This window comes from Rahnella sp. R3(2024) (assembly GCF_042920125.1).
GTDB lineage: Bacteria > Pseudomonadota > Gammaproteobacteria > Enterobacterales > Enterobacteriaceae > Rahnella > Rahnella rivi.
Map to the genome: position 1 here is coordinate 635,646 of NZ_JBHGBU010000001.1, position 23,065 is coordinate 658,710.

21 protein-coding genes are annotated in these 23,065 nt (G+C 55.7%); 10 read left to right on the forward strand and 11 right to left on the reverse strand.

The features are described 5' to 3' along the window. Positions 1-350: 350 nt before the first annotated feature. The 4 genes from ABSH60_RS02795 to betI all read right to left on the reverse strand — a co-directional run bounded on the left by ABSH60_RS02795 (position 351) and on the right by betI (position 4,707). Positions 351-812 (reverse strand): GNAT family N-acetyltransferase, encoded by a 462-nt coding sequence (locus tag ABSH60_RS02795; protein ID WP_183847678.1) that lies wholly within the window; start codon positions 810-812, stop codon positions 351-353. A gap of 89 nt (positions 813-901) precedes the next feature. Continuing rightward, positions 902-2,587, reverse strand: coding sequence for a choline dehydrogenase (gene betA, locus ABSH60_RS02800; RefSeq protein WP_183847680.1), 1,686 nt, complete (start codon positions 2,585-2,587; stop codon positions 902-904). Positions 2,588-2,611: 24 nt separating this feature from the next. Continuing rightward, positions 2,612-4,081 carry a betaine-aldehyde dehydrogenase gene (betB, locus tag ABSH60_RS02805; RefSeq protein WP_136377498.1) on the reverse strand — a complete coding sequence of 490 codons (1,470 nt, stop codon included), beginning with the start codon at positions 4,079-4,081 and terminating at the stop codon, positions 2,612-2,614. Positions 4,082-4,125: 44 nt separating this feature from the next. Further along, the gene (betI, locus tag ABSH60_RS02810; protein ID WP_122094679.1) at positions 4,126-4,707 is read right to left on the reverse strand and encodes a transcriptional regulator BetI; all 582 of its coding nucleotides are present in this window, start codon (positions 4,705-4,707) and stop codon (positions 4,126-4,128) included. A gap of 236 nt (positions 4,708-4,943) precedes the next feature. On the opposite strand from betI, the gene ABSH60_RS02815 reads away from it, so the two are divergent. Continuing rightward, entirely contained in the window at positions 4,944-6,998 is a 2,055-nt protein-coding gene (locus ABSH60_RS02815) for a choline transporter (RefSeq protein WP_122094677.1), read from the forward strand. Positions 6,999-7,061: 63 nt separating this feature from the next. Here ABSH60_RS02815 and ABSH60_RS02820 read toward each other — a convergent pair whose 3' ends face one another. Then, entirely contained in the window at positions 7,062-7,937 is an 876-nt protein-coding gene (locus tag ABSH60_RS02820; RefSeq protein WP_390972599.1) for an alpha/beta fold hydrolase, read from the reverse strand. 170 nt (positions 7,938-8,107) lie between these two features. Between ABSH60_RS02820 and leuC the strand changes: the two genes are divergently transcribed. Both leuC and leuD read left to right on the forward strand, forming a co-directional pair. Further along, entirely contained in the window at positions 8,108-9,514 is a 1,407-nt protein-coding gene (gene leuC, locus ABSH60_RS02825) for a 3-isopropylmalate dehydratase large subunit (protein WP_056769137.1), read from the forward strand. 9 nt (positions 9,515-9,523) lie between these two features. Further along, complete coding sequence (gene leuD / locus ABSH60_RS02830) at positions 9,524-10,132, forward strand: 3-isopropylmalate dehydratase small subunit (RefSeq protein ID WP_390972601.1); 609 nt, start codon at positions 9,524-9,526, stop codon at positions 10,130-10,132. Between the two features lie 21 nt (positions 10,133-10,153). On the opposite strand, the gene ABSH60_RS02835 is transcribed toward leuD, so the two are convergent. The 5 genes from ABSH60_RS02835 to ABSH60_RS02855 form a co-directional block, all read right to left on the reverse strand. Further along, the gene (locus ABSH60_RS02835) at positions 10,154-11,068 is read right to left on the reverse strand and encodes a LysR substrate-binding domain-containing protein (RefSeq protein WP_183847691.1); all 915 of its coding nucleotides are present in this window, start codon (positions 11,066-11,068) and stop codon (positions 10,154-10,156) included. Between the two features lie 2 nt (positions 11,069-11,070). Continuing rightward, entirely contained in the window at positions 11,071-12,183 is a 1,113-nt protein-coding gene (locus ABSH60_RS02840; RefSeq protein WP_390972603.1) for an endonuclease/exonuclease/phosphatase family protein, read from the reverse strand. Between the two features lie 145 nt (positions 12,184-12,328). Beyond that, complete coding sequence (gene eptB, locus ABSH60_RS02845) at positions 12,329-14,005, reverse strand: kdo(2)-lipid A phosphoethanolamine 7''-transferase (protein WP_183847693.1); 1,677 nt, start codon at positions 14,003-14,005, stop codon at positions 12,329-12,331. Positions 14,006-14,238: 233 nt separating this feature from the next. Then, positions 14,239-15,675, reverse strand: coding sequence for a heavy metal sensor histidine kinase (locus tag ABSH60_RS02850; RefSeq protein WP_390972605.1), 1,437 nt, complete (start codon positions 15,673-15,675; stop codon positions 14,239-14,241). Beyond that, on the reverse strand, positions 15,668-16,342 hold the full coding sequence (locus ABSH60_RS02855; protein WP_056769126.1) for a heavy metal response regulator transcription factor: 675 nt from the start codon (positions 16,340-16,342) through the stop codon (positions 15,668-15,670). Before ABSH60_RS02855 ends, ABSH60_RS02850 begins: the two co-directional genes overlap by 8 nt. Before the next feature lie 212 nt (positions 16,343-16,554). Between ABSH60_RS02855 and ABSH60_RS02860 the strand changes: the two genes are divergently transcribed. The 3 genes from ABSH60_RS02860 to ABSH60_RS02870 all read left to right on the forward strand — a co-directional run bounded on the left by ABSH60_RS02860 (position 16,555) and on the right by ABSH60_RS02870 (position 18,747). Then, positions 16,555-17,178: a hypothetical protein gene (locus tag ABSH60_RS02860; protein ID WP_056769125.1), complete on the forward strand. Its 624-nt coding sequence runs from the start codon at positions 16,555-16,557 to the stop codon at positions 17,176-17,178. Positions 17,179-17,324: 146 nt separating this feature from the next. Further along, positions 17,325-17,990 (forward strand): cytochrome b/b6 domain-containing protein, encoded by a 666-nt coding sequence (locus ABSH60_RS02865; protein ID WP_082465684.1) that lies wholly within the window; start codon positions 17,325-17,327, stop codon positions 17,988-17,990. Then, the gene (locus ABSH60_RS02870) at positions 17,983-18,747 is read left to right on the forward strand and encodes a molybdopterin-dependent oxidoreductase (RefSeq protein ID WP_056769123.1); all 765 of its coding nucleotides are present in this window, start codon (positions 17,983-17,985) and stop codon (positions 18,745-18,747) included. The genes ABSH60_RS02865 and ABSH60_RS02870 overlap by 8 nt, the downstream gene beginning before the upstream one ends. Positions 18,748-18,860: 113 nt before the next feature. Here the strand turns inward: ABSH60_RS02870 and ompX are convergent, their stop codons facing one another. Beyond that, positions 18,861-19,394, reverse strand: coding sequence for an outer membrane protein OmpX (gene ompX, locus ABSH60_RS02875; protein WP_056769121.1), 534 nt, complete (start codon positions 19,392-19,394; stop codon positions 18,861-18,863). 486 nt (positions 19,395-19,880) lie between these two features. On the opposite strand from ompX, the gene rhtA reads away from it, so the two are divergent. The 4 genes from rhtA to ABSH60_RS02895 all read left to right on the forward strand — a co-directional run bounded on the left by rhtA (position 19,881) and on the right by ABSH60_RS02895 (position 22,950). Continuing rightward, the gene (rhtA, locus tag ABSH60_RS02880) at positions 19,881-20,789 is read left to right on the forward strand and encodes a threonine/homoserine exporter RhtA (RefSeq protein WP_390975664.1); all 909 of its coding nucleotides are present in this window, start codon (positions 19,881-19,883) and stop codon (positions 20,787-20,789) included. Positions 20,790-20,976: 187 nt separating this feature from the next. Further along, entirely contained in the window at positions 20,977-21,540 is a 564-nt protein-coding gene (locus ABSH60_RS02885) for a fasciclin domain-containing protein (RefSeq protein ID WP_056769118.1), read from the forward strand. Positions 21,541-21,694: 154 nt separating this feature from the next. Then, positions 21,695-22,276, forward strand: coding sequence for an RNA polymerase sigma factor (locus ABSH60_RS02890; protein WP_056769116.1), 582 nt, complete (start codon positions 21,695-21,697; stop codon positions 22,274-22,276). Continuing rightward, positions 22,273-22,950, forward strand: coding sequence for an anti-sigma factor domain-containing protein (locus ABSH60_RS02895; protein WP_390972609.1), 678 nt, complete (start codon positions 22,273-22,275; stop codon positions 22,948-22,950). Before ABSH60_RS02890 ends, ABSH60_RS02895 begins: the two co-directional genes overlap by 4 nt. Positions 22,951-23,065 lie beyond the last annotated feature (115 nt).

Consider the following 23,065-nt stretch of genomic DNA (forward strand, 5'->3'; position numbering starts at 1 on the left):
GCCTGAGGTCTTCAGGCCACTCCTTTCAGCAAGATTTCTGAATCGCCCGCAAGATCTTAAATTCAAGAACAGAACAGATTTATCTTTTAGAAAAAGTTGATTGGCGTGCTCAAAATTCAGCTGAACGGAGCGGCTTCGAGACCTATGGCTCGAAGACCGAGAGAAGGCATTGCGAAGCACCTGAATTTACGCCACTCACTGATGCATCAGAACATGTCCATCGTCCCAGCGAAGCGCGCAGTAAAAAGAGCCCGGGATTCTTAAGGGTGGCGGCGATAAGCCACCCTTAAGGCCGGTGTGGGTGGCAACCCACGGTGTTGACCTTAAAGCTTAAAGCTTAATGCTAAAAGCTAAAAGCCCCCCAACACCATCCCCACATGCGCTATCCCATCTTCATCATAAATGTCGGTATTCGCCACAAACCCCAGCCGGCCGTAAAACCCTTGTAAATGCGCCTGTGCGGAAATCACCACGCGCGCACCCGGCCAGTGTTTATCGCAGGCTGCCAGTGCCTGTTCCATCAGCTGATACCCCAGCTTCAGGCCGCGGGCTGACGGGGCGACAATCACCCGCCCGATCGCCACGTCATCGGCATGGCGCAGGATCCGCGCGTAGGCGGCAGGTTTTCCTTCCAGCCAGGCGACGATATGCCGGTTTTCACCGGCCAGATCCTGCCCGTCGATATCCTGATAAACACAGTTTTGTTCCACGATAAAAACTTCCGTTCTCAGCGCCAGAATGGCGTAAAGCTGCGCTGCGTTCAGGTCGCTGTGATGATAATCCTGCCAGTGAAGCGATGATGAGTCGGTCATGAAGAAGTGCCCTGCCTGTTTCTGAAAGCCAAAAAAAAGAGATATTCCTGAGAATATCTCTTTTTAACACAGATTTTACAGCCAAATTATCAGGCGGTTTTTTTCATCGGCTCGGTGCGAACCGGTGTGTCGCCTGCGGTGTAATACTCCGCGGTGCTGCGCGGCAGGGACTGACGGCCACGGATTTTATCGGCAATTTTTTCGGCGATCATGATGGTTGTCGCGTTCAGGTTGCCGGTAATGATCTGCGGCATGATGGACGCATCCACCACGCGCAGGCTTTCGATGCCGTGAACGCGCCCTTCGCCGTCCACGACCGCCATCTCATCGCTGCCCATTTTACAGGTACACGACGGATGGAAGGCGGTTTCCGCATGTTCGCGGATAAACGCATCCAGTTCTTCGTCAGTCTGCACGTTCTCGCCCGGACTGATTTCCCGGCCACGGTATTTATCCAGCGCGGGCTGATTCATGATTTCACGGGTGATGCGGATGGCATCGCGGAACTCATGCCAGTCCTGCTCTGTCGACATGTAGTTGAACAGAATGCTCGGGTGCTGGCGCGGATCTTTTGATTTCACCTGCACGCGGCCACGGCTTGGTGAGCGCATGGAACCGACGTGTGCCTGGAAACCGTGCTCTTTCACCGCGTTGCTGCCGTTGTAATTGATCGCCACCGGCAGGAAATGATACTGAATATTCGGCCAGGTAAATTCTTCACGGCTGCGGATAAAACCGCCCGCTTCAAACTGATTGCTGGCCCCCACGCCGGTGCCTTTAAACAGCCACTCTGCCCCAATCGCGGGCTGGTTATGCATCTGCAATGCCGGGTACAAAGACACCGGCTGGGTGCAGCTGTATTGCAGGTACATCTCCAGGTGATCCTGGAGATTTTCGCCGACACCCGGCAGATCATGCACCAGCGGGATCTCCAGACGGTTCAGCAGTTCAGCCGCGCCGACGCCGGAACGTTGCAGGATTTGCGGTGACGCAATCGCACCGCTGCACAGCAGCACTTCGCGTTTCGCGTTTGCCGTTTTCGCGTTGTAATCGTCGCCTTTGAAATAGCTGACGCCCACGGCGCGCTTGCCGTCGAACAGAATTCTGTCGGTCAGCGCGTGCGTCACAATGGTCAGATTGGCACGCGGTTTGGCCTGATCCAGATAGCCACGGGCAGTGCTGGCGCGGCGGCCTTTTGGCGTCACGGTACGGTCCATCGGGCCGAAACCTTCCTGTTTGTAGCCGTTCAGATCGTCAGTGCGGGAATAGCCCGCCTGCGCACCGGCTTCGATCATCGCTGCAAACAACGGATTGTTGCCATTTTTTGGCGTCGCGACGCTGACCGGCCCTTCACCGCCGTGGAAATCGTTCGGGCCGATATCACGGGTTTCCGCTTTACGGAAATACGGCAGGCAGTCCAGATAACTCCAGTCTTCCAGACCCGGCGCTTTCGCCCAGTTGTCGAAATCCATCGCGTTACCGCGGATGTAGCACATGCCGTTAATCAGCGATGAGCCGCCCAGACCTTTACCGCGCCCGCATTCCATACGGCGGTTGTTCATGTGCGGTTCCGGGTCAGTTTCATACGCCCAGTTGTAACGACGCCCCTGCAGCGGGAACGCCAGCGCCGCAGGCATCTGCGTGCGGAAATCCAGACGGTAATCCGGGCCACCGGCTTCGAGTAACAGCACGCTCACGCTGCTGTCTTCGGTCAGGCGGGTGGCGAGTACGTTGCCAGCGGAACCGGCACCGATAATGATGTAATCGTAATCCATTAAAATCTCCTCTGTTGCGGCGGATTAAAAGACTGAGCTGAATTCGCCCAGTTCGACCTGCACGGATTTGATTTGGGTGTAATGCTCAAGCGTGGTGATGCCATTTTCGCGCCCGACGCCGGAATGTTTATAGCCACCCACCGGCATTTCTGCGGCGGATTCGCCCCAGGTGTTGATCCAGCAAATCCCGGCTTCGAGTTTGTGGATCACGCGGTGCGCGCGGTTGAGATCCTGCGTCACCAGTCCGGCCGCCAGACCGTATTCGGTATCATTGGCGCGGCGGATCACTTCTTCTTCGCTTTCATAGGTCAGGATGCTCATCACCGGCCCGAAGATCTCTTCACGGACGATCAGCATGTCATCGCGGCAGTCGGTAAAGACCGTCGGCGCAACGTAAGCGCCTTTGGCGTATTCCCCGCCGGTCATGCGCTCACCGCCGGTCAGCAGCGTCGCGCCTTCCTGTTTGCCGCTTTCGATGTAACGCAGCACGGATTCCATGTGCGCAAAGCTCACCAGCGGGCCGAAGTTGACGTTTTCGTCAGTCGGATCGCCCGCACGGATGCGTTTCACGCGCTCCAGTATTTTGGCTTCAAAGGCTTTATGTAACGTTTTTGGCACAAACACCCGGGTGCCGTTGGTGCACACCTGGCCTGAGCTGTAGAAGTTCGCCATCATCGCGATGTCAGCGGCTTTATCGAGATCCGCATCGTCAAAGATGATCAGCGGCGACTTGCCGCCCAGTTCCATGGTCACTTCTTTCAGCGTGGAAGCCGAGGCGCTGGCCATGACTTTTTTGCCGGTTTTGATGCCGCCGGTGAACGAGACTTTAGCGATATCCGGATGATCGGTTAACGCCTGCCCGACGCTGGCCGCACCTGTCACCACGCTGAACACGCCATCCGGCACGCCCGCTTCGCTGTAAATTTCGGCCAGTTTCAGGGCGGTCAGTGAGGTATTTTCGCTCGGTTTAAACACCATCGCGTTACCCGCTGCCAGCGCCGGAGCGGATTTCCACAGCGCTATCTGAATCGGGTAGTTCCAGGCACCGATCCCGGCGACCACGCCCAGCGGCTCGCGGCGGGTGTAGACGAAGGAAGAATCGCGCAGCGGAATTTGCTGGCCTTCAATCGCCGGGATCAGGCCTGCGTAATACTCAAGCACATCCGCGCCGGTCACGATATCGACGGCCAGCGTTTCAGACAGCGGTTTACCGGTGTCGGCGGTTTCGATGGCCGCCAGTTCGTCGTTACGCTCACGCAGAATGTCCACGGCGCGGCGCAAGATGCGCGAGCGGCTCATGGCGGTCATCGCTGCCCAGACTTTCTGGCCTTTCTGCGCGGATTTCACCGCCAGATCGACATCTTCCTGCGTGGCGGATGGCAGGGTCGCAATCACCTCGCCGTTGGCCGGGTTCACTGCATCAAAGGTTTCATCACCGGTGCTGTCCTGAAAACGCCCGTTGATATAAAGTTTTTGCTTGCCGTAGCGGGACATACATCTCTCCTCGGTCTGTGCGGTCTGAAAGTTTTCTGCTGTGCTCAGGTGAGCTGTGATTCAATGTGGCGGCGGGTGATTTGCATCGCCTCGGCGCGGTTGAACTCTTTACCGCTGAGTGCGCCGCGCAGCCACAGGCCATCAATCAGTGCGGCAGTGCTTTGCGCCGCAAGACGCGCCTCTTTTTTCGGCAGAAAACGTCTGAATTCAGAACATAAATTTGAATAGAGCCGGCGGCTGTTGACCTGTTGCAGCCGGTACAACTGCGGGTGATGCATACTGCTCGCCCAGAAGGCCAGCCAGGTTTTCATCGCCGCGCTGTTGGTCTGACTGTCGTCAAAATTGGCTTCTGCAATTGCATGCAGCCGCGCCGTCGGTGCGGTATCCGTCAGCTGCGATAACCGCAACTGCACCCCTTCCCCCAGATGACTGAGCAAATAACGCATGGTCGCTTCCAGCAGCCCATTCTTGTCACGAAAGTAGTGACTGATGATGCCGTTGGAGACGCCAGCCCGGCGGGCGATTTGCGAAATCGAGGCATCATGCATGCCGACTTCGTTCACCGCTGCCAGGGTTGCCTCAATCAATTGCTGCCGTCTTATGGGCTGCATTCCTACTTTGGGCATGGTTCCGGCTCCTGAAAATGAGCGGGTTGAAACGCGCTTAAAAAACCTTTTTTTTACGCTGTCGCTCAACCTTGTTAACGCTCTGACGTCACCTATTTAACTTTTTTTTGATTGAACGTTCAATTAAAAATGCATATATTTTATTACCAATACGTTAGTAATTTGTATGAATTTTGAGATGAAGTAGCGTCTATTTTATTGAAAATTAGAAAGTAATTAACACATCAGGGGAAAACATGGCGACTGCCGATACGACAGAAAAACATGCTGAGAAACCTCGGGACCAGCTGAACAAGGTGGTGTTCTTCACCTCCGCCGGTCTGATTTTAGCCTTCACATTAATGACCATTTTCTTCACCGATTTTTCCGGAAAATGGATAAGCCTGACCCTTAACTGGGTATCCGCCACCTTCGGCTGGTATTACATGCTGGCAGCGACGCTGTACATCGTGTTTGTAGTGTTCATTGCCTGCTCGCGCTTCGGCTCGATCAAACTCGGTCCTGAACAATCCAAACCCGAATTCAGCATGATGAGCTGGGCGGCCATGCTGTTTGCCGCCGGGATCGGTATCGACCTGATGTTCTTCTCGGTCGCCGAACCGGTGACGCAATACATGCTGCCGCCCGAAGGCAACGGGCAAACGCTGGAAGCCGCGCGGCAGGCAATGACCTGGACGCTGTTCCACTACGGCCTGACTGGCTGGGCGATGTACGCGCTGATGGGGATTGCGCTCGGCTATTTCAGCTACCGCTATAACCTGCCGCTGACCATCCGTTCGGCGCTGTACCCCATTTTCGGCAAACGCATTAACGGGCCTATCGGCCACAGCGTGGATATCGCTGCCGTGGTCGGCACCATTTTTGGTATCGCCACCACGCTCGGTATCGGCGTGGTTCAGCTGAATTACGGGCTGAAAGTGCTGTTCCAGATCCCGGAAAACCTGACCGTTCAGGCGGCACTGATCCTGCTTTCGGTGATTATGGCGACGGTGTCGGTGACCTCCGGTGTGAACAAAGGCATCCGTATTCTGTCGGAACTCAACGTGCTGCTGGCGCTGGGGCTGATTCTGTTCCTGCTGTTCTTCGGCAATACCGAATTCCTGCTTAATGCGCTGGTGCTCAATATCGGCGATTACATCAACCGCTTTATGGGCATGACGCTCAACACCTTTGCCTTTGACCGCCCGACCGAATGGATGAACAGCTGGACCTTGTTCTTCTGGGCCTGGTGGGTGGCCTGGTCGCCGTTTGTCGGCCTGTTCCTGGCGCGTATTTCGCGCGGGCGCACCATCCGTCAGTTCGTGCTCGGCACGTTGATCATACCGTTTGTCTTCACCCTGCTGTGGCTGTCGATTTTCGGTAACAGCGCGTTGTACCAGATCCTGCATGGCAATCTGGATTTCGCCAACGAAGTGATTGCACACCCTGAGCGCGGCGTTTACAGCCTGCTGGCGCAGTATCCGGGCTTTACCCTGAGTGCTTCTGTCGCCACCATCACCGGCCTGCTGTTTTATGTCACGTCGGCGGATTCCGGCTCGCTGGTGCTGGGGAATTTCACCTCAAAACTGGCTGACATTAACAACGATGCCCCTAACTGGCTGCGGATCTTCTGGTCGGTCACCATCGGCGTGCTGACGCTGGGCATGCTGATGACCGACGGGGTTTCGGCGCTGCAAAACACCACGGTGATCATGGGGCTGCCGTTCAGTTTTGTGATCTTCTTCATCATGGCCGGCTTGTATAAATCACTGCGTCTGGAGGATTACCGCCGCGCCAGCAGCCAGCAGACAATGGCTCCGCTGCCCGCAACCAGTGACGCCGCGCTGAACTGGAAACAGCGTCTGTCACGGGTGATGAATTATCCGGGCACGCGCCATACCCAGAAAATGATGGATAACGTGTGCCGCCCTGCGATGCAGGAAGTGGCGCAGGAACTGGAACTGCGCGGGGCAAAAGTGACCTTTAACGAGCACGAGCCTCAGGAAGACGAGAAAATCGGGCCGCTGGAATTGCAGGTCGCGCTGGGCGAAGAGCAAAACTTTGTCTATCAGATCTGGCCGGTGCGCTATGCGGTTCCCGCCTTTACCTATCGCGCACGCGCCGGTAAATCGCATTATTACCGTCTGGAAACCTTCCTGCTGGAAGGCACGCAGGGTAATGACCTGATGGACTTCACCAAACATCAGGTGATCAATGACATTCTTGATCAGTACGAACGTCATCTGAATTTCCTGCACATCAACCGTGAAGCGCCGGGTAACACCCTCACCTTCCCGGAACAACCGGTATAATCTGAGCTCACAAAAAACCCGCGCAATGCGGGTTTTTTTATACACGTCAGAACATCCGCCACGTCAGCGAAGAAACGGCAGCACTTTCTCCAGCAACAGTTGCGGTTGTTCTTCAGCAAGATAATGCCCGCACGGCAACGCCTCTCCCTGAACGTCTTCCGCCACCTTTGCCCATTCCTCCAGCGGCGCAAAACAGGTGCCGACAGTGCCTTTTTCGCCCCACAGGATCAACAGCGGACAACGCACTTTGCGGGATGCATTCCGGTCAATCTGATCGTGTTGCAGGTCTACCGCAGCAGAAGCCCGATAGTCCTCGCAAATTCCGCGCGCCGTCCCATCAAGTTGCAGACAACGCAAATAATCTGCGTAAGCTTCGTCGGTGAAAGGTTGCATACCGGCGCTGCGGCTGCCCATTACGCTGCGCAGGTAGAGATCAGGATCTGCCCGGATAAGGGTTTCCGGCAGCGGTGCCGGGCGGATCAGAAAGAACCAGTGCCAGTAAGCGCGCGCAAAGGCCTCGCTGGTTTGCTGATACATCGCAAGCGTCGGCGCGATGTCCATCAGCACCATCCGCTTCACTGCCTGCGGGTGGTCGAGCGCCAGCCGATGTGCGACCCGCGCTCCGCGGTCGTGGGCGATCACGCTGAACTGGCTGAAACCGAGCGCGGCCATCAGCTCGAGCTGATCCTGCGCCATTTCGCGATTGCTGTAGCGCAGATGCTCCGCGTCCGGTTCGGGTTTACCGCTGTCGCCGTAACCGCGTAAATCAGCCAGCACCACGGTGAACTGAGAAGTGAGGTGCGGCGCGACGCTATGCCAGATCGCCTGAGTTTGCGGGTGTCCGTGCAGCAATAACAGCGGCTCGCCCTGCCCGGCGATGCGGTAGGCAATCTCCGTTCCGCTGACCGCCATCCGGCCTTGGGTAAAATGTTCAAACATGGGTTTTCTCCTTTTTTACCCATCTTAGCCGCTGGCCGGTCAGCAACAAGGCCACAAATGAAGATCGCCGGTTTACGATCTGTGTTTTGACGCACCACACTCAGGCCGTTGCCCGATAACCGCGAAGTTGCGACGCTGGCATTATCCGTTACGTTTATCAGGGCAATAAAATGAAGCCAAAAACGCTGTATGAAAAACATATCGACAGCCACAGCGTCCGCGCGCTGGATGATAAAGGCCACGTGTTGCTTTACATCGACCGGCAGGTGATTAACGAATACACCAGCCCGCAGGCGTTCAGCGGTTTGCGCGAGGCGAACCGTCGCGTCTGGCGGCCTGAAACCTCGCTGGCGGTGGTCGATCACGTTAACCCGACGACGCCGTTACGCACCCGCCAGATGCCGGATGCCGGGGGGGCGCGTCAGGTGTCCTATCTGGCAGAAAACTGCGCCGAATTTGGCATCGAGCTGTTTGATATTCTCGATAAGCGTCAGGGCATCGAACATGTGGTGGCACCGGAACAGGGCTTTATTTTGCCCGGCATGGTGATTGCCGCCGGAGACAGCCACACCACTACCTACGGCGCGTTAGGCGCGTTTGGTTTTGGTATCGGCACGTCCGAAATTGAGCACCTGCTGGCCACGCAAACGCTGGTCTATAAACGCCTGAAAACGATGCGCGTCACCGTCAGCGGTGAACTGAAAACCGGCATCACCGCCAAAGACGTGGTGATGGCGCTGGTGGCAAAAATCGGCGCGGCGGGCGCGACCGGTTATGCCATCGAATTCTGCGGTCAGGGCATCGACATGCTGAGCGTGGAAGGCCGCATGACGATATGCAATATGGCCGTTGAAGCCGGGGCGCGCGGGGCGTTTATGGCTCCCGACGACAAAGTGTTTGATTACCTGAAAGACAAGCCGCGTGCGCCGAAAGGCCAGCAATGGACGGACGCCGTGAATGTCTGGCGTGAATTGCACAGCGATGCGGACGCCGTATTTGACCGCGAAGTTGAACTGAGCGCCGCAGAAATTGCGCCGATGGTCAGCTGGGGCACCAGCCCCGATCAGGCGCAGGCGATTCACGGCCAGGTACCGGACCCGCTGGCAGAATCAGATGCCTCACGCCGCAAGGATTTACAGCGTGCGTTGCAGTACATGGGGCTGCGCGCCGGTCAGGCGCTGAACAGTATTCGCATCAGCCATGCGTTTATCGGTTCCTGCACTAACGCGCGCATCGAGGATTTACGCGCTGCCGCCGAAGTGGTTCGCGGTAAAACCGTCGCACCGACCGTACGCGCAATGATCGTGCCCGGCTCCAGCCAGGTGCGCGCGCAGGCTGAGCAGGAAGGTCTGGCAGACATATTTATTCAGGCCGGTTTCGAATGGCGTCAATCAGGGTGCTCGATGTGTCTGGCGATGAACGACGACGTGCTCGCCCCCGGCGACCGCTGCGCATCCAGCACAAACCGTAATTTTGAAGGCCGCCAGGGCGCGGGCGCACGTACCCACCTGATGAGCCCGGCGATGGTGGCAGCGGCGGCCATTTGCGGCCATCTGACCGATGTCCGCGACCTGTAAGGAGAAATCATGGAAGCATTTAACGTACTGACCGGTATTGCCGCGCCGTTGCCTGCGGCGAACGTAGATACCGATGTGATCATGCCGAAACAGTTTCTCAAGGGCATCGACCGCAACGGGCTGGATCGCGGGGTGTTTTTCGATTTGCGTTTCCTGGCGGACGGCTCGCCCGATCCGGCGTTTATCCTCAATCAGCCTGAGTGGCAGAATGCCAAATTCTTACTGGTCGGGCCAAATTTTGGCTGCGGCTCCAGCCGTGAACATGCGGTATGGGGGCTGAAACAGCTCGGGATCCGGGCGCTGATCGGCACGACGTTTGCGGGGATTTTCTTCGATAACTGTCAGCGCAACGGCGTGCTGACGGTACAGCTGGATCCCAAGCAGTGGGCGCAGATTGCGCAGGAAGTGGTTCACGGCGACAAAAACAAAATTACCCTGGATCTGCCGGCGCAACGGATTGGCCTGCAAAACGGTGAAGTGATTGATTTTGCAATCGATGAGCTGAGTAAGGTTTCGCTGCTCAACGGGCTGGATGCTATCGGCACCACACTGCAATACGGCGATGAAATCCGTGAGTTTCAGCAAGGGCATTTGCAGCGCAATCCGTGGCTGGCGTAACGCTTGACCACGAAACCGGCGTCAGCCCAGTAACTGGCTGAAACGCTGATGCAGAAACTCAACGCACACCCGCAATTTTGCCGAGTCCGCCAGCCGCGTGGGATATACCGCCCAGACGCTGGCGGGCTGGGAGAATTGCGGTAACACCTGCACAAGCTCGCCCCGCGCAATGTAAGGCTGCACGTCCCACTGCGAGCGCAAAATGATGCCGTGGTGCCGGAGCGCCCACTGCAACACCACTTCGCCACTGTTAGACGACAGCGCCCCTTTCACCCTGACCCGGTGCTCCTCGCCTTCTGCGGTCAGCGACCAGAGTCCGAAAGGATTGTCGCGCTCTTTGAGCACCAGACACTGATGCTGTGCGAGCGCTTCCGGCGAATCCGGCTCGCCGTGGGCGGCCAGATACTCCGGGGATGCGCAGAGGATCCGCTGATGCTCTGCCAGTTTTTTACCGATGTGCTGCTCCGGAATGTCATCGCCCACCAGAATTTCCAGATCAATACCTTCTGCAACCAGATCGACCACGCGGTCAAACAGATCAAGGCGGAGATTCAGTTGCGGATAACGCTCGGCCAGCTCGGCCACTGCCGGCGCCACATGGCAGCGTCCGAAACCGAACGAGCTGCAGATATGCACGTTGCCGCGCGCTTCACTGCGCGAATCCGACAGGTCGCCGATGAAGTGATCAAACGTATCGAGGATTTGCAGTGCCCAGCGCTGCGTGCGTTCACCGTCTTCGGTCAGCCGTACGCCGCGGGTCGAACGGTGCAGCAAACGGCAATTCAGCGACTCTTCGAGGATCTGAATGCGTTTGCTGACATAGGCCGGAGACTGCCCGAGCTCCGTGGCGGCGGCGGCAAAACTCTGCTTATTCACGACCGCCAGAAAAACCCGTAAGTCTTCGGCCAGTGGCAAACGCGCACGTTCGCTGGTCATGATTACAGACCGAAGACCGGCTGGTTCAGTTTTTCCGCCCTGTGCACATCGCTGGTTTTCACACCCGCGATCTGCATTTTTTCCTCGGCTTCTTCAATGTCTTCATTATCGATTTCCAGTGATTCCTGATCCTGCCCTTCCTGGGGCGTCAGCGCCAGTTCGACCATGATGGGAAAGTGATCTGAGCCCATGAATCCGAGGCGTTGCAGGCTGATGAGCGTGAAATGTTTACTGTGGAAAACGTGATCCAGCGGCCAGCGCAGGAACGGATAACTGGCGTGGAAGGTGTTGTACATGCCACGGCCACGACGCGGGTCGAGCAGACCGCTGACTTTCATGAACAGGCGCGTGGTGCGTGACCATGCGACGTCGTTCAGGTCGCCGGTCACAATGGTCGGATAGGTCGCTTTGGCCGCGGTGTGCCCGACGGCGATAAGCTCACCGTCGCGGTCAGTGGATTCATCGGCTTCGGTCGGGCTTGGCGGCATCGGGTGCAGGCAGTGCAGCACGACCTGTTCCCCGGAGGCCAGTTCGGCGCGAAAATGCATCGACGGAATATCGTCGGCCACCAGATACTGAATCTGCGCGTCGTGAAGCGGCAGCCGCGAGTAAACGTGCATGCCGTAGAGATTATCCAGCGGGCAGCGCAGGCTGTGCGGATAATCTGGCTCAAGCGGTGCCATCTGATCTTCCCACCACTGATCCGTTTCCAGCAGCACCACGATATCGGGCTTATTTTGCTGGATAAGGCTCAGTAATTTACCGGCCTGACGGTTGGTGGTCAGGACGTTGCTGTTAATAATTTTGATGCGGGAATGCCCGTTCGGCGCGACTTTTTTGACCTGCACCGGATGCAGACGCGTATAGGGCAAAATCCACCAGCTCTGATAGAGCATGCAGGCCACCGTCAGCACGATGGTGATGGTCGAGAGCACGCCGCCAAACGGCAGAATGTACAGCTCAGTCAGCAGGAAAAGTAAGCATAAAGACGCCATTTGCAGGCGGGGGAAATCCCATACCCGCACCCACCAGTGTTGATTGCGGGAGAGGGGCAGCAGCGTCAGAAGGGTCATTATGACCGTCAGTACGCAAACTGTAATTCGAAGTGCTTCCATCGGTCATCAGCCCTGATAAAAAAATAGCAGAAGAGAATACTCTCAATACCTTGTTAAGCGATTGTGACTTAAAAAACGAGGAACGACCAGAAGGATGTCGCCACCTTTTCTGGTTGAAGAAAAAGATGGCGACGTCGGGCGAGGGTTATTTTGCCGGTGCGGCCTTATCGGCTACGTGGCACCAGTTATGCTGCTGGACAATCCCGCCGTCCGGAGACGTGTAGCCGATACAGCCGAGCAGGGTGTCATACAGTTTTTCATGGAAAGCAGGCTTCTTCTGCGCAGCCATTTTTTGCAGCTGTTCGAAACCGGCTCTGTTCTGATCGTTGGCGAGGAATTTGTCCGACGCCCAGACCATAATCGGCACGGTACGCTGCTCAGGTGGCGCGTGATCCCGCGGTGTGCCGTGGAAGTGCATACTTTTCGAAATCGACTCGCCGTGATCGGATGCGTAGAACACGATGGCGTTTTTATCGCGCAACTGGTCAAACACCTGCGACAGGAAATAATCGGTATACAGCAGTGAGTTGTCGTAGGCGTTGATCATCTCCTGGGTAGAACAGGAATCGTCAATGCCCATGCATTCCGGCTGATATTTGGCGAATGAACGCGGATAGCGGTCGGAATAGAGATAATGCGACCCTTTGGTGTGCAGGATGATCAGATGTTTACCGTTCGGATGGTTATTCAGCGAATCTTTCATTTCATCGATCAGCAACATGTCATCGACCGGCTTACCGGCGTTGCGCTTCTCAGAAGCAATGTTTTCACGCAGGGAATAATCGTCGGCGCGGGTTTTGTTGTAGAACCAGGCTTCACTTTGCATGGAATACAACTCCGAGCTCCAGCCTTTGCTTTTCAGCACGGAGAACACGTTGGCTTCCTTGAGCGTGCGCTGCGGCGCTTCAGACGCCCCGCCCTCGCGCACAAACATACAGCGCAGGGAAAGCTTGGTGGCGGTGTCGCAGGAATAGCCCTGCAAGGCCACAAGATTCTTCTCTTTATCGAGATTCGGCGTGTTATCACGATCGTAGCCATACAGCCCCATGTGATCGCGACGTGCACTTTCACCAATCACAAACACCACGTACATGTCTTTGGCATCTGCCGGTTCGTTATAGGTGAAATGTTTGGCCGGATCGAACAGGTTTTTGGTGTCTTCCGCCTGGCTGTAGCTGCTGTAGACATACAGCCCCAGCGCCGAAAGCCAGTTGGACGGCGAATAAGTACCCGCCACCACGCCGCCGTAGCTTGCCATCATGCGGTTATTCACCAGATCATGACGATCCTGCACTTTGCCCATCATTTGCAGCGGCAGGTAACAGAGCAAACCGGAGACGACCAGCAGAACGAGTTTCACTGCCAGTTTTTTCAGGGTGGTTTCTCTGAATGCCGCGCCGGGCATGGTGCTCAGCCACAACAGCAGTACCGGGATCAGGCTGACCAGCACCGTCCAGGCGATGAAATGGGTTCCGATGGATTCTTTCGATAAATCAATGGAATCTGACGCCAGTGCCGCCGCCAAAATACCGTAACCGATATCGACGTTGAACAGGATCATGTAGTAGCTGGCCGCGGCGGAAGAGATCACCACCACGCTCATCAGAATGCGGAAGACCGTTTTCCCGGTAAACGACAGCAGCACACACAGGAAATAGACCAGCGCAAAGGCGGCCAGCATTTCAACGGCGATCGACAACGCATTGTCATAGTGCAACTGGGAGTAACGTCGGAAGAAAATCGGAAGGTTAAGCAGGATCCCAAGATAAAGCGCAATGAACAGAAAAATGCTCTGTTGCGAAAGTAATCGTAATTTTTGCATTGGTAATAAATGGCTCTTTGGTGAGTCTGTTTACGTCATGTTGACCGCTCGTACCGGAGGATTGAAAACACTCCTTAGGACTATTCAGACTCCGGGCCGCGTATTTTCGTTCAAATTCATTCGTTTCTTCCAATGTGATAATGTAACAGGATTAACGAAACCTTTATCTTTCAGTGAGATAATGCTGATAATTTTCTTACACCTGCTGCCCGTTTCTTACGTTTATTGAGAAACTACTGAGAAAGCTTGTGCTCTTCGCGCGGGAAAGTGAGCGTGAAGCGGGTTTCCCCCTGCGCGGAACTCACCACCCGAACGCTGCCCTGATGCAGCGCCATAATGGCCTGCACGATGGACAACCCCAGCCCGCTGGAGCTGCCGCCTTCGCTGCGCGAAGCATCGGCGCGATAGAAACGGTCAAACAGTTTGCCGAGTTTTTCAGGCGGGATCGGGTCACCCTGGCTTATCACATGGATATCCATGCCTTTCCCATGAGACTCTGCGCGCACGCAGATTGCCGTTCCCTGATGCGCATAGCGCACGGCATTGGCGACAAGATTACTGAGCGCACGCTGGAACAAAATGGCATCGGCGTAAACAATCCCCTCCCCTGCGCTGTGCAACGTCATCTCGCGCTCTTCCGCCAGTCCTTCGAAATACTCCTGAATACGGGTCATTTCCGCCGACACATCAATACTGGTGAGGGTCAGCACCGAACGCGCATCGGTGGCGCGCGCCAGGAACAGGATGTTTTCCACCATGCGCGAAATACGCTCCAGTTCTTCCATGTTGTTCGCCAGCAGCGTTTCATATTCCTCGGTGCTGCGCGGCTGATACAGCGCCACCTGACAATGCCCCATCAGCGCGCCCACCGGCGTGCGGATCTCATGCGCCAGATCGGCGGAGAACTGCGTCAGACGCTGATAACCTTCCGCCAGCCTTTCCAGCATGTCGTTAAAGGAATAGATCAACTGCTGCAATTCCTGCGGCGCATTTTCACTGCTCAGACGGGTGGATAAACTGGCCGGATGAATTTTCGTTGCCTCCTGCGCCATCTGCCGCAGCGGGCGCAGCCCCCGGCGGATGACGCCATAGCCCAGCGCGGCAATCAGAAAATAGGCAAACAGCACTGCGCCGGTTATCTGCCAGCGGAACGTTGACAGCATCCGCGCTTCGCCGGTCATAAAGTGCGCCGCGGTGATCTCCACCGTGCTGCCATCCTGCATTCTGACGGCGGCACGGGCAAAGCGCACCGGCGTGCCGTCGGGCGCAGAGAGGCTATGCACGGTGCCAAGGGTTAACGGCTGGCCGTCCGGCACCGGTGCCACTGCCGGTAACTGTAAACGCGAGGGATTGACGTTAATCAGCGCAGGCTGCCCGCTGAGGCGGAAGGTCAGAATATCGCGCTCGTTGCCGAGCATATTTTCGAACAGGCCGGGGTTGTGGCTGAGCTGTGACAGCGGAAATTCGCTCGCCAGCAAATGACGGAAATACTGCACGCGGCCGCTGACCTGATAATCGGCGCGGCGCACCAGCTCTTTTTCCAGCGAATAATAGAGGTACACCCCGACGGCGCTCACCACCAGAGAGGCTAACAGTGCAAACAGCAGCGTGGCCCGCAGCGTCAGGGACATCGCGCGTTGTGGTGTTGATTTCGCAGCAAATTCAGTCATGGCGCACTTCGCAGACATAGCCGATGCCGCGCACGGTATGGATCAGTTTGACCTCAAAGGCGCGGTCGATTTTGGCGCGCAGGCGTTTGATGGCCACATCCACCACGTTGGTGTCGCTGTCAAAATTCATATCCCACACCTGAGACGCGATCATGGTGCGCGACAGCACTTCGCCTTCGCGGCGCATCAGCAAATGCAGCAGCATAAATTCTTTGTTGGTCAGCGCGATGGTCTGATCCTGACGGGTGACGCGACGGCGAAGCAGATCGAGATTGAGATCGGCGACGCTGTAGATATCCGGCTCACGGGCGGCGGGACGGCGCAGCAGCGTGCGAATACGCAGCACCAGTTCGGTGAAGGAGAAAGGTTTGATGAGGTAATCGTCTGCGCCCAACTCCAGACCGTGAATACGATCCTGCACTTCGTCGCGTGCGGTCAGGAACAGCACCGGCACGTCGCTTTTTTTACGCAGCACTTCCATCACCTGCCAGCCATCAAGCCCCGGCAGCATGACGTCAAGGATCACCGCGTCGTAACCGTCCTCGAGCGCCAGAAACAGCCCGTCTGCGCCGTTACGCGCCAGATCCACGCTGTAACCCGCTTCGGTCAGCCCTTTTTTCAGGTAATCGCCTGTGCTGACATCATCTTCTATCACCAGTATCCGCATTCAGGCCCTCAGCGCCGCATGACCATTCACCCAAAGAATGATTCCTGGGAAGTTTATCAGTTTCGTCAGACACCTTTGATGACAATTTTGTCATCAACTTGTCATCTGCCAATCCCGGTTTATCGTCCACTCTTAATGAAGTCATTCCTCACTGCCTCGTGCAGTGATACCTCTACCTGAATGAAAATACGTAAGAAACTGGAGAGTTAAACATGAACACACCAACACGTCTGGCCGGTCTGTTACTCGGTTCATTGCTGATGTGCAGCGGCATGACATCTGCCTTTGCTGCGGACAACGTCATCAAACCTACGCGCGGAACCATTGAATCCGTTAATGATTCCTCCATGCAGATCACCACCCGTCAGGGCGATAAGCTGGACGTTAAACTGACCGATCAGACCAAAATCAACGCGGTGACGAAAGGCCAGATCAGCGACATCAAAGCGGACAGCTTCATCGGTACCGCGGCCGTTCCACAGGCCAACGGCACCCTGAAAGCGCTGGAAGTGCACGTCTTCGCGCCAAGCCTGCGCGGCAGCGGCGAAGGGTTCAACCCGTTTGAATCCGCCGATGGCAAAATCAATACCATGACTAACGGTACCGTCGGCAAACTGGTGAACACCAATGGCCGCACGCTGACCGTGAAATATCATGACGCAGAAAAAACGGTTGTAGTGCCTGACGATGTGCCGGTGGTTCTGCTGGCGCCGGGCGACCGCAGCCTGCTGAAACCTGGGACTAAAATCGTACTGTTTGCGATGAAAGACGATAAAGGCGCACTGGTTGCCCGTGGTATCGCCGCCGGTAAAGATGGCGTCGCACCGCCGATGTAACCCTTTAGCACGCTGCTCCGGCGGGCCGTGTCTGTCAGCCGGAGTAAGTTGTTTTTGAAGAACTGCGCAGGGTGAATCCTCCCTCATTCATGTTGCGCAGTTTCTCATTACGCAGGAGTTTATCCGTGAAATCTCAACCCTCCCCGCTGCGTACCTCCTCTGCACAAAGTGCCTCCCCGCCGCCCTCTTTGCCGAAAAAAAAGCGTATTCATCCCTGGCCGGTTCGCCTGTGCCACTGGATTAATCTTTTCGCGATGATCGGCATGGTGATGAGCGGCTGGGGAATTTATAACGCCGACCCGATTTTTTCTTTTACCTTTCCGCAAAGCACCACCCTCGGCGGCTGGCTGGGTGGCAACATTGCCTGGCATCTGGCGGTGATGTGGCTGATGGCGGCCAACGCCCTGTTTTATGTGCTGTGGGGGCTGTTCACCGGCCATTTCAGGCGTGACTTTTTCCCGTTCAGCCCACGTTCTGTCTGGCGGGATACGGTCCGTGCCGTGACGTTCAGGCTGCCGCACAAACTCGGCCAGTACAACGCGGTGCAAAAGCTGATGTACGTCGGCGTGCTGCTGCTCGGCCTGCTGCTGGTGCTCTCAGGGTTGTCTATCTGGAAACCGGTTCAGTTCAGCGGCCTGGTGTGGCTGTTTGGCGGTTTTGATATCGCCCGTTATGTCCATTTCTTTGCCATGAGCGGCGTGATGCTGTTCGTGGTGGTTCACGTGGTGATGGTGTTGCTGGTGCCGAAAACGTTCGTTGCCATGATCACCGGTGGCAAAAAAATCAGTACGCAGGAGAACACGGATGAGTGAAAAATCAGACCGGCCAAAAATCATTGTTGAGCCCGACCAGCGCAAACAGCTGGTGAATATTCAGCGCCGTCTGTTGCTGCGTTCCGGCCTGACGCTGGGCGCGGTATCGATGCTGACCGGCTGTAATTTGCAGGACGGCGATCAGGTCGACAAAGTGCTGTGGGCGATGTCGCGCTGGAACGATCGGGTTCAGGGCTGGCTGTTCAGCGGTCAGAAACTGGCGCAAACCTACCGCGAAGATCAGATAACCACGCCGTTCCGCTTCAATGCTTTTTATCCGGAATACAACGTTCCGGAGATAGACATCCCCAATTACCGGCTGGAAGTCTCCGGACTGGTGCAGAAAAAAGCGCCGTGGACGCTGGAACAATTGCAGCGCCTGCCGCAGGAAAGCCAGATCACCCGTCTGATTTGCATTGAAGGCTGGAGCGCCATCGGCCAGTGGAAAGGCGTGCCGCTGAAAACCTTCCTGCAACATATCGGGGCGGATCTCACCGCCAAATATGTCGGGTTTAAATGCGATGACCGCTACTATTCCAGCATTGATATGGCGACGGCGCTGCATCCGCAGACCATTCTGGCTCTGGATTTTGGCGGTAAACCGCTGCCGCCGGATTTCGGTTACCCGTTACGCCTGCGCATGCCGACCAAACTGGGCTTTAAAAATGCCAAACACATCGGCGCGATTTTTGTCACCAATGAATATCCGGGCGGATACTGGGAAGATCAGGGCTACAACTGGTTTAGCGGGATTTAAGTCTCAATAAACGCCCTCACCCCGGCTGGAAAAAAGGCATAAAAAAACCGCTCAATGAGCGGTTTTTGTTTTCGCGGGAGGGTAACGGCAAAGCGTTACGCTGCGGCGAAGAATTAGAAGCTGTAACCTACGCCAGCGATCCAGGTGCCAACATCAACACTGCGGATACGGGACTGTTCGTAAGAAACGTCCAGAGCAACGTTCTGGATTGGGTTGAACTGCAGACCAGCGCCGTAAGATACGCCGTAGTCGCTGTTGTCAAATTTCTGACGGTTTGCAGTAGATGCTGCGTTGTCGTTCTGCTGGAATTTACCGTAGCCCACACCTACAACACCGTAGATGGAAACCCAGTCAGCCAGACGGTAAGCAGGACCCGCAGTCAGACCGTAGTATTGTGCTTTACGGTAGTCACCAGAAGACGGAGTGCTGTCGTCTTCAATGTAGGTGAAAGAACCGATAACGCCCAGTGGGTTGTTATCTTGTTCCCAACGGTATTTCAAGTTGAAGCCGTTTGCTTTGTTAGCAACGCCTTGCATATCACCCTGAGCGTAACCAGCGGTTACGGTGCTGGTGTCAGCGAATGCGCTTGTTGAAACGCCCAGTGCTACTACGCAAGCTAATGCGGAAAGACATGCAATTTTTTTCATAAACCACCTCAAAATGGGAAACCAAAGTAACCTTCACGTTTGAAAATATAACAAAAACCAGCGTGAAACTCTGCCTGAATATAGATGTCCAAAGGACTCTATCGTGTAACATAAAGTTTCCAACACGCTATATCTTATTAATTTTACTGTGATTTTCGTCACTAAAACTATAAGAAAAACTTATTGAACTTTTTAAGATTAGCAGATAATTCCTAAAGTTTTGGACGAAAAATCGACATTTTTTCGCAACATTTTCGGCTTTTTAAATTTTTTTTCGGAAAATCCGCTGCCGAAAAAAATTTTTTTCACTGATTTTTTCTTCCCTCATTTCCCTCTACACTGACGGTGCTTTACCTTTCTTTTCAAAACTATAAATCCCAAGATAATCGTTAAAACGGATCACCTCCTAAGGCGCTATGGATGACACAGTCAGGAAAAAAAATGCAGGCCGCCGTGCCCGCAGAAGAACACAACAACAGCCCGCCGGTGCCGGCATTACCTAAGAAAGCCTCACCTCTGGTCGCCATCCTGCTGCTGCTCATCGCCATGCTTTCCTTACAGGGCGGCGCGTCACTGGCGAAAACGCTGTTCCCGGTCGTCGGCCCGCAGGGCGTAACGGCGCTGCGTCTCGGGCTGGGTTCCATTCTGCTGCTGATCTATTTCCGACCGTGGCGCTTTAAAATGCGCGGCGGTAATTTTCGCGCACTGCTGATGTACGGGCTTGCGCTGGGTTGTATGAACTACAGCTTCTATCTGGCGCTGCGCACCGTGCCGCTCGGGATTGCCGTTGCGCTCGAGTTCACCGGGCCGCTGGCGGTGGCGATGTTCTCTTCCCGCCGCCCGGTGGATTTTGTCTGGGTGGCGCTGGCCGTGACCGGATTACTGTTTTTGCTGCCGCTCGGACAAAGTGCCGGTGGCGTTGATCTCAAAGGGGCGTGCTTTGCGCTGATCGCCGGTGCCTGCTGGGCTGTCTATATTCTTGCCGGGCAGCGTGCAGGCAGCAGCTACGGGCCGGGGACGGCCGCGATGGGCTCGGTTATCGCCGCCCTGATCTTCTTCCCGATTGGCATCGCGCAGGCGCACACCTCTATTTTCAGCTGGGAAATCTTGCCGCTCGGCTTGCTGATCGCCCTGCTCACCTCTGCCATCCCTTATTCGCTGGAAATGATGGCGCTGACCAAGCTGCCCGCCAAAACCTTCGGCACGCTGATGAGCATGGAACCGGCCATGGCCGCGCTTTCCGGGATTATCTTCCTGGGCGAGTTCCTGACGGCGTTACAGTGGCTGGGGCTGGCGGCGATTATCGCGGCTTCTGCCGGTTCAACGCTGACGATCCAGCGTAAAACCAAAATCGAAACGGTGGATGTGCCCGGAAATAATCCGTCGGGGAAATAATCTCTGCGTTATTCCAATAAAAAACCACGCCAATGTGCGTGGTTTTTTATTGATAATCAATGTGTTGAAAATAACGTTCATTTATTTCACTTTTTTTCATCTTTTCCTGCATCCAAAAGCGGGGTGTCGTTCGTATGTATAGATGTGAGGCAAGACCTTACCTACTCAACTTACGAAGGACTACATCATGAAAACATTAATCCGTACCGCTATCTGTGCTTCGCTGCTGCTGAGCACCGCGTCAATGGCTGCAATGATGTCTCAAAACACCACCATGGTGGGTGGCGCTGAAATGTATCCGTCCAAAAATATCGTAGAGAATGCCCTGAACTCCAAAGACCACACCACGCTGGTTGCCGCCGTGAAAGCTGCCGGCCTGGTGGATACGTTGCAGGGTAAAGGTCCGTTCACCGTGTTTGCCCCGACCAATGCCGCGTTTGCTAAATTGCCGGCGGGCACCGTCGAGAATCTGGTGAAACCTGAAAACAAAGCCACACTCACCAGCATCCTCACCTACCACGTGGTGGCCGGTAAATATGAAATGAAAGATCTGGAAAAACTGCTGAAAAAAGGGAACGGCACCGCGGAACTGAAAACCGTTAACGGCCAGCCACTGTGGATCCTCAACAACGGCCCGCACAATATTCAGCTGAAAGACGGCAAAGGGAATATCGCCAATATCAGTACCTATGACGTTCAACAGAAAAACGGTGTAATCGACGTGGTCGATACCGTACTGATGCCTAAATAATACCGGCTGCCCCTTCATACTTCGCGTTGCAGAGGCGTCCGCAGAACGCTGTGATCAGCTTCTGCCCAAGCGCTGCAACACGAATTATTTTGGGGACTATACTGAGAGCTGGATTTCCTTATGAAACAGTATCTCAGAAAGTCAGGATGGGCGAATGCATGACCCTTTATTGAAAAATACGACACCAGAGAAAGCGCTGGAAGTTCAGCGTGAACTGATGAGCGCCATGGCCAGTGGCGACCGTCAGGCATTCGAGCAACTCTACCGTCTGACTTCCCCGAGACTTTTTGCCGTGGCATTACGCATGTTGCGACGACACGCCTGGGCAGAGGAAGTTTTGCACGACAGCTACATCACCGCGTGGAACCGGGCGGCGTCTTATAACCCCGCCCTCAGTTCCCCGATGACCTGGCTCACCCACATTGTCCGCAACCGCGCCATCGACTGGATGCGTGGCAGCGATAACCAGACAGACGAACTGGACGACAGCGTGGCGGACCGTTACGTCGAAGAAAGTGATGAACCCCTGCAAAGATTGCAACAAGACAGCGATGCCAAAGTGCTGGCGAACTGTCTGGCGCACCTTCCCGCCGAACAACGACAAAGCCTGATCCTTGCCTATTATCAGGGTCTGTCTCACGGCGAGGTTTCATCTCATCTACAACAACCTCTGGGGACGATAAAAAGCTGGATCCGTCGCGCCCTGGATCACTTAAAGAGCTGCGTGGGACTATGAAAAGCAGAAGCCATTATCATGCTGCCCTCGCCGCTGAATATGCGCTCGGCACGTTGCGCGGCGCAGCAAAAATTCAATTCGAGCAAAAAATGCGGGAAGACCCTGAACTGGCGGCCGAAGTGGCGCGCTGGCAGGAAGCCTTCACACAACTGGATAACCAGATCATCCCGGTGATCCCACCCGCTTCGGTGTGGAAGCGCATTCAGCATAACCTTGCGCTGCAACCTGCAAAACGCACCGCTCCCGCCAAAACGCCGCTGCGCGGTTATCTTGGCTGGGCACTGGCCGCCGGGCTGGCGGCACTGCTGCTGATCCCGCGTCTGCTGGTACAACCGGGCGTGCCTATGCCGGTGGCGATCCTCGCCAGCAGTGAAGGCGCTCCCGGCGGGCAATGGGTGGTGAGCGCGGATGCCAGCACGCGCAGCCTGATGCTGACCCCGCTCAATGCGCAGCGCGTGGCGGATGACCGCAGCCTGGAACTCTGGGCCATCCCGCCGGGCGGCAAACCGCGTTCGCTGGGCTTACTCAATACCCGGCAACCCACTCAGCTGGCGCTGGCGGCAAAAATGCCGGATCCGGGTTACACGCTTGCGATCAGTGTTGAACCACGCGGCGGCTCTCCTACCGGGCAACCGACCGGTGCCGTGCTGTACAGCGGTGCGCTGACGCTGTGAAACGCGTATTCAGCAGGCAGTGAAACCTCTTAATAATCAACGGCGGGAAATATTTCCCCCGTTGATTATTCTCACCGGAAAATAGTGTTAAATTGGCAATCATTCTCAGGCGAGA

Excerpts from the sequence above, each read along its gene's own strand:
- ABSH60_RS02795 (WP_183847678.1), bottom strand. The coding sequence starts at position 812 with ATGACCGACTCATCATCGCTTCACTGGCAGGATTATCATCACAGCGAC.
- betA (WP_183847680.1), bottom strand. The coding sequence starts at position 2,587 with ATGGATTACGATTACATCATTATCGGTGCCGGTTCCGCTGGCAACGTA.
- betB (WP_136377498.1), bottom strand. The coding sequence starts at position 4,081 with ATGTCCCGCTACGGCAAGCAAAAACTTTATATCAACGGGCGTTTTCAG.
- betI (WP_122094679.1), bottom strand. The coding sequence starts at position 4,707 with ATGCCCAAAGTAGGAATGCAGCCCATAAGACGGCAGCAATTGATTGAG.
- ABSH60_RS02815 (WP_122094677.1), top strand. The coding sequence starts at position 4,944 with ATGGCGACTGCCGATACGACAGAAAAACATGCTGAGAAACCTCGGGAC.
- ABSH60_RS02820 (WP_390972599.1), bottom strand. The coding sequence starts at position 7,937 with ATGTTTGAACATTTTACCCAAGGCCGGATGGCGGTCAGCGGAACGGAG.
- leuC (WP_056769137.1), top strand. The coding sequence starts at position 8,108 with ATGAAGCCAAAAACGCTGTATGAAAAACATATCGACAGCCACAGCGTC.
- leuD (WP_390972601.1), top strand. The coding sequence starts at position 9,524 with ATGGAAGCATTTAACGTACTGACCGGTATTGCCGCGCCGTTGCCTGCG.
- ABSH60_RS02835 (WP_183847691.1), bottom strand. The coding sequence starts at position 11,068 with ATGACCAGCGAACGTGCGCGTTTGCCACTGGCCGAAGACTTACGGGTT.
- ABSH60_RS02840 (WP_390972603.1), bottom strand. The coding sequence starts at position 12,183 with ATGGAAGCACTTCGAATTACAGTTTGCGTACTGACGGTCATAATGACC.
- eptB (WP_183847693.1), bottom strand. The coding sequence starts at position 14,005 with ATGCAAAAATTACGATTACTTTCGCAACAGAGCATTTTTCTGTTCATT.
- ABSH60_RS02850 (WP_390972605.1), bottom strand. The coding sequence starts at position 15,675 with ATGACTGAATTTGCTGCGAAATCAACACCACAACGCGCGATGTCCCTG.
- ABSH60_RS02855 (WP_056769126.1), bottom strand. The coding sequence starts at position 16,342 with ATGCGGATACTGGTGATAGAAGATGATGTCAGCACAGGCGATTACCTG.
- ABSH60_RS02860 (WP_056769125.1), top strand. The coding sequence starts at position 16,555 with ATGAACACACCAACACGTCTGGCCGGTCTGTTACTCGGTTCATTGCTG.
- ABSH60_RS02870 (WP_056769123.1), top strand. The coding sequence starts at position 17,983 with ATGAGTGAAAAATCAGACCGGCCAAAAATCATTGTTGAGCCCGACCAG.
- ompX (WP_056769121.1), bottom strand. The coding sequence starts at position 19,394 with ATGAAAAAAATTGCATGTCTTTCCGCATTAGCTTGCGTAGTAGCACTG.
- ABSH60_RS02885 (WP_056769118.1), top strand. The coding sequence starts at position 20,977 with ATGAAAACATTAATCCGTACCGCTATCTGTGCTTCGCTGCTGCTGAGC.
- ABSH60_RS02890 (WP_056769116.1), top strand. The coding sequence starts at position 21,695 with ATGCATGACCCTTTATTGAAAAATACGACACCAGAGAAAGCGCTGGAA.
- ABSH60_RS02895 (WP_390972609.1), top strand. The coding sequence starts at position 22,273 with ATGAAAAGCAGAAGCCATTATCATGCTGCCCTCGCCGCTGAATATGCG.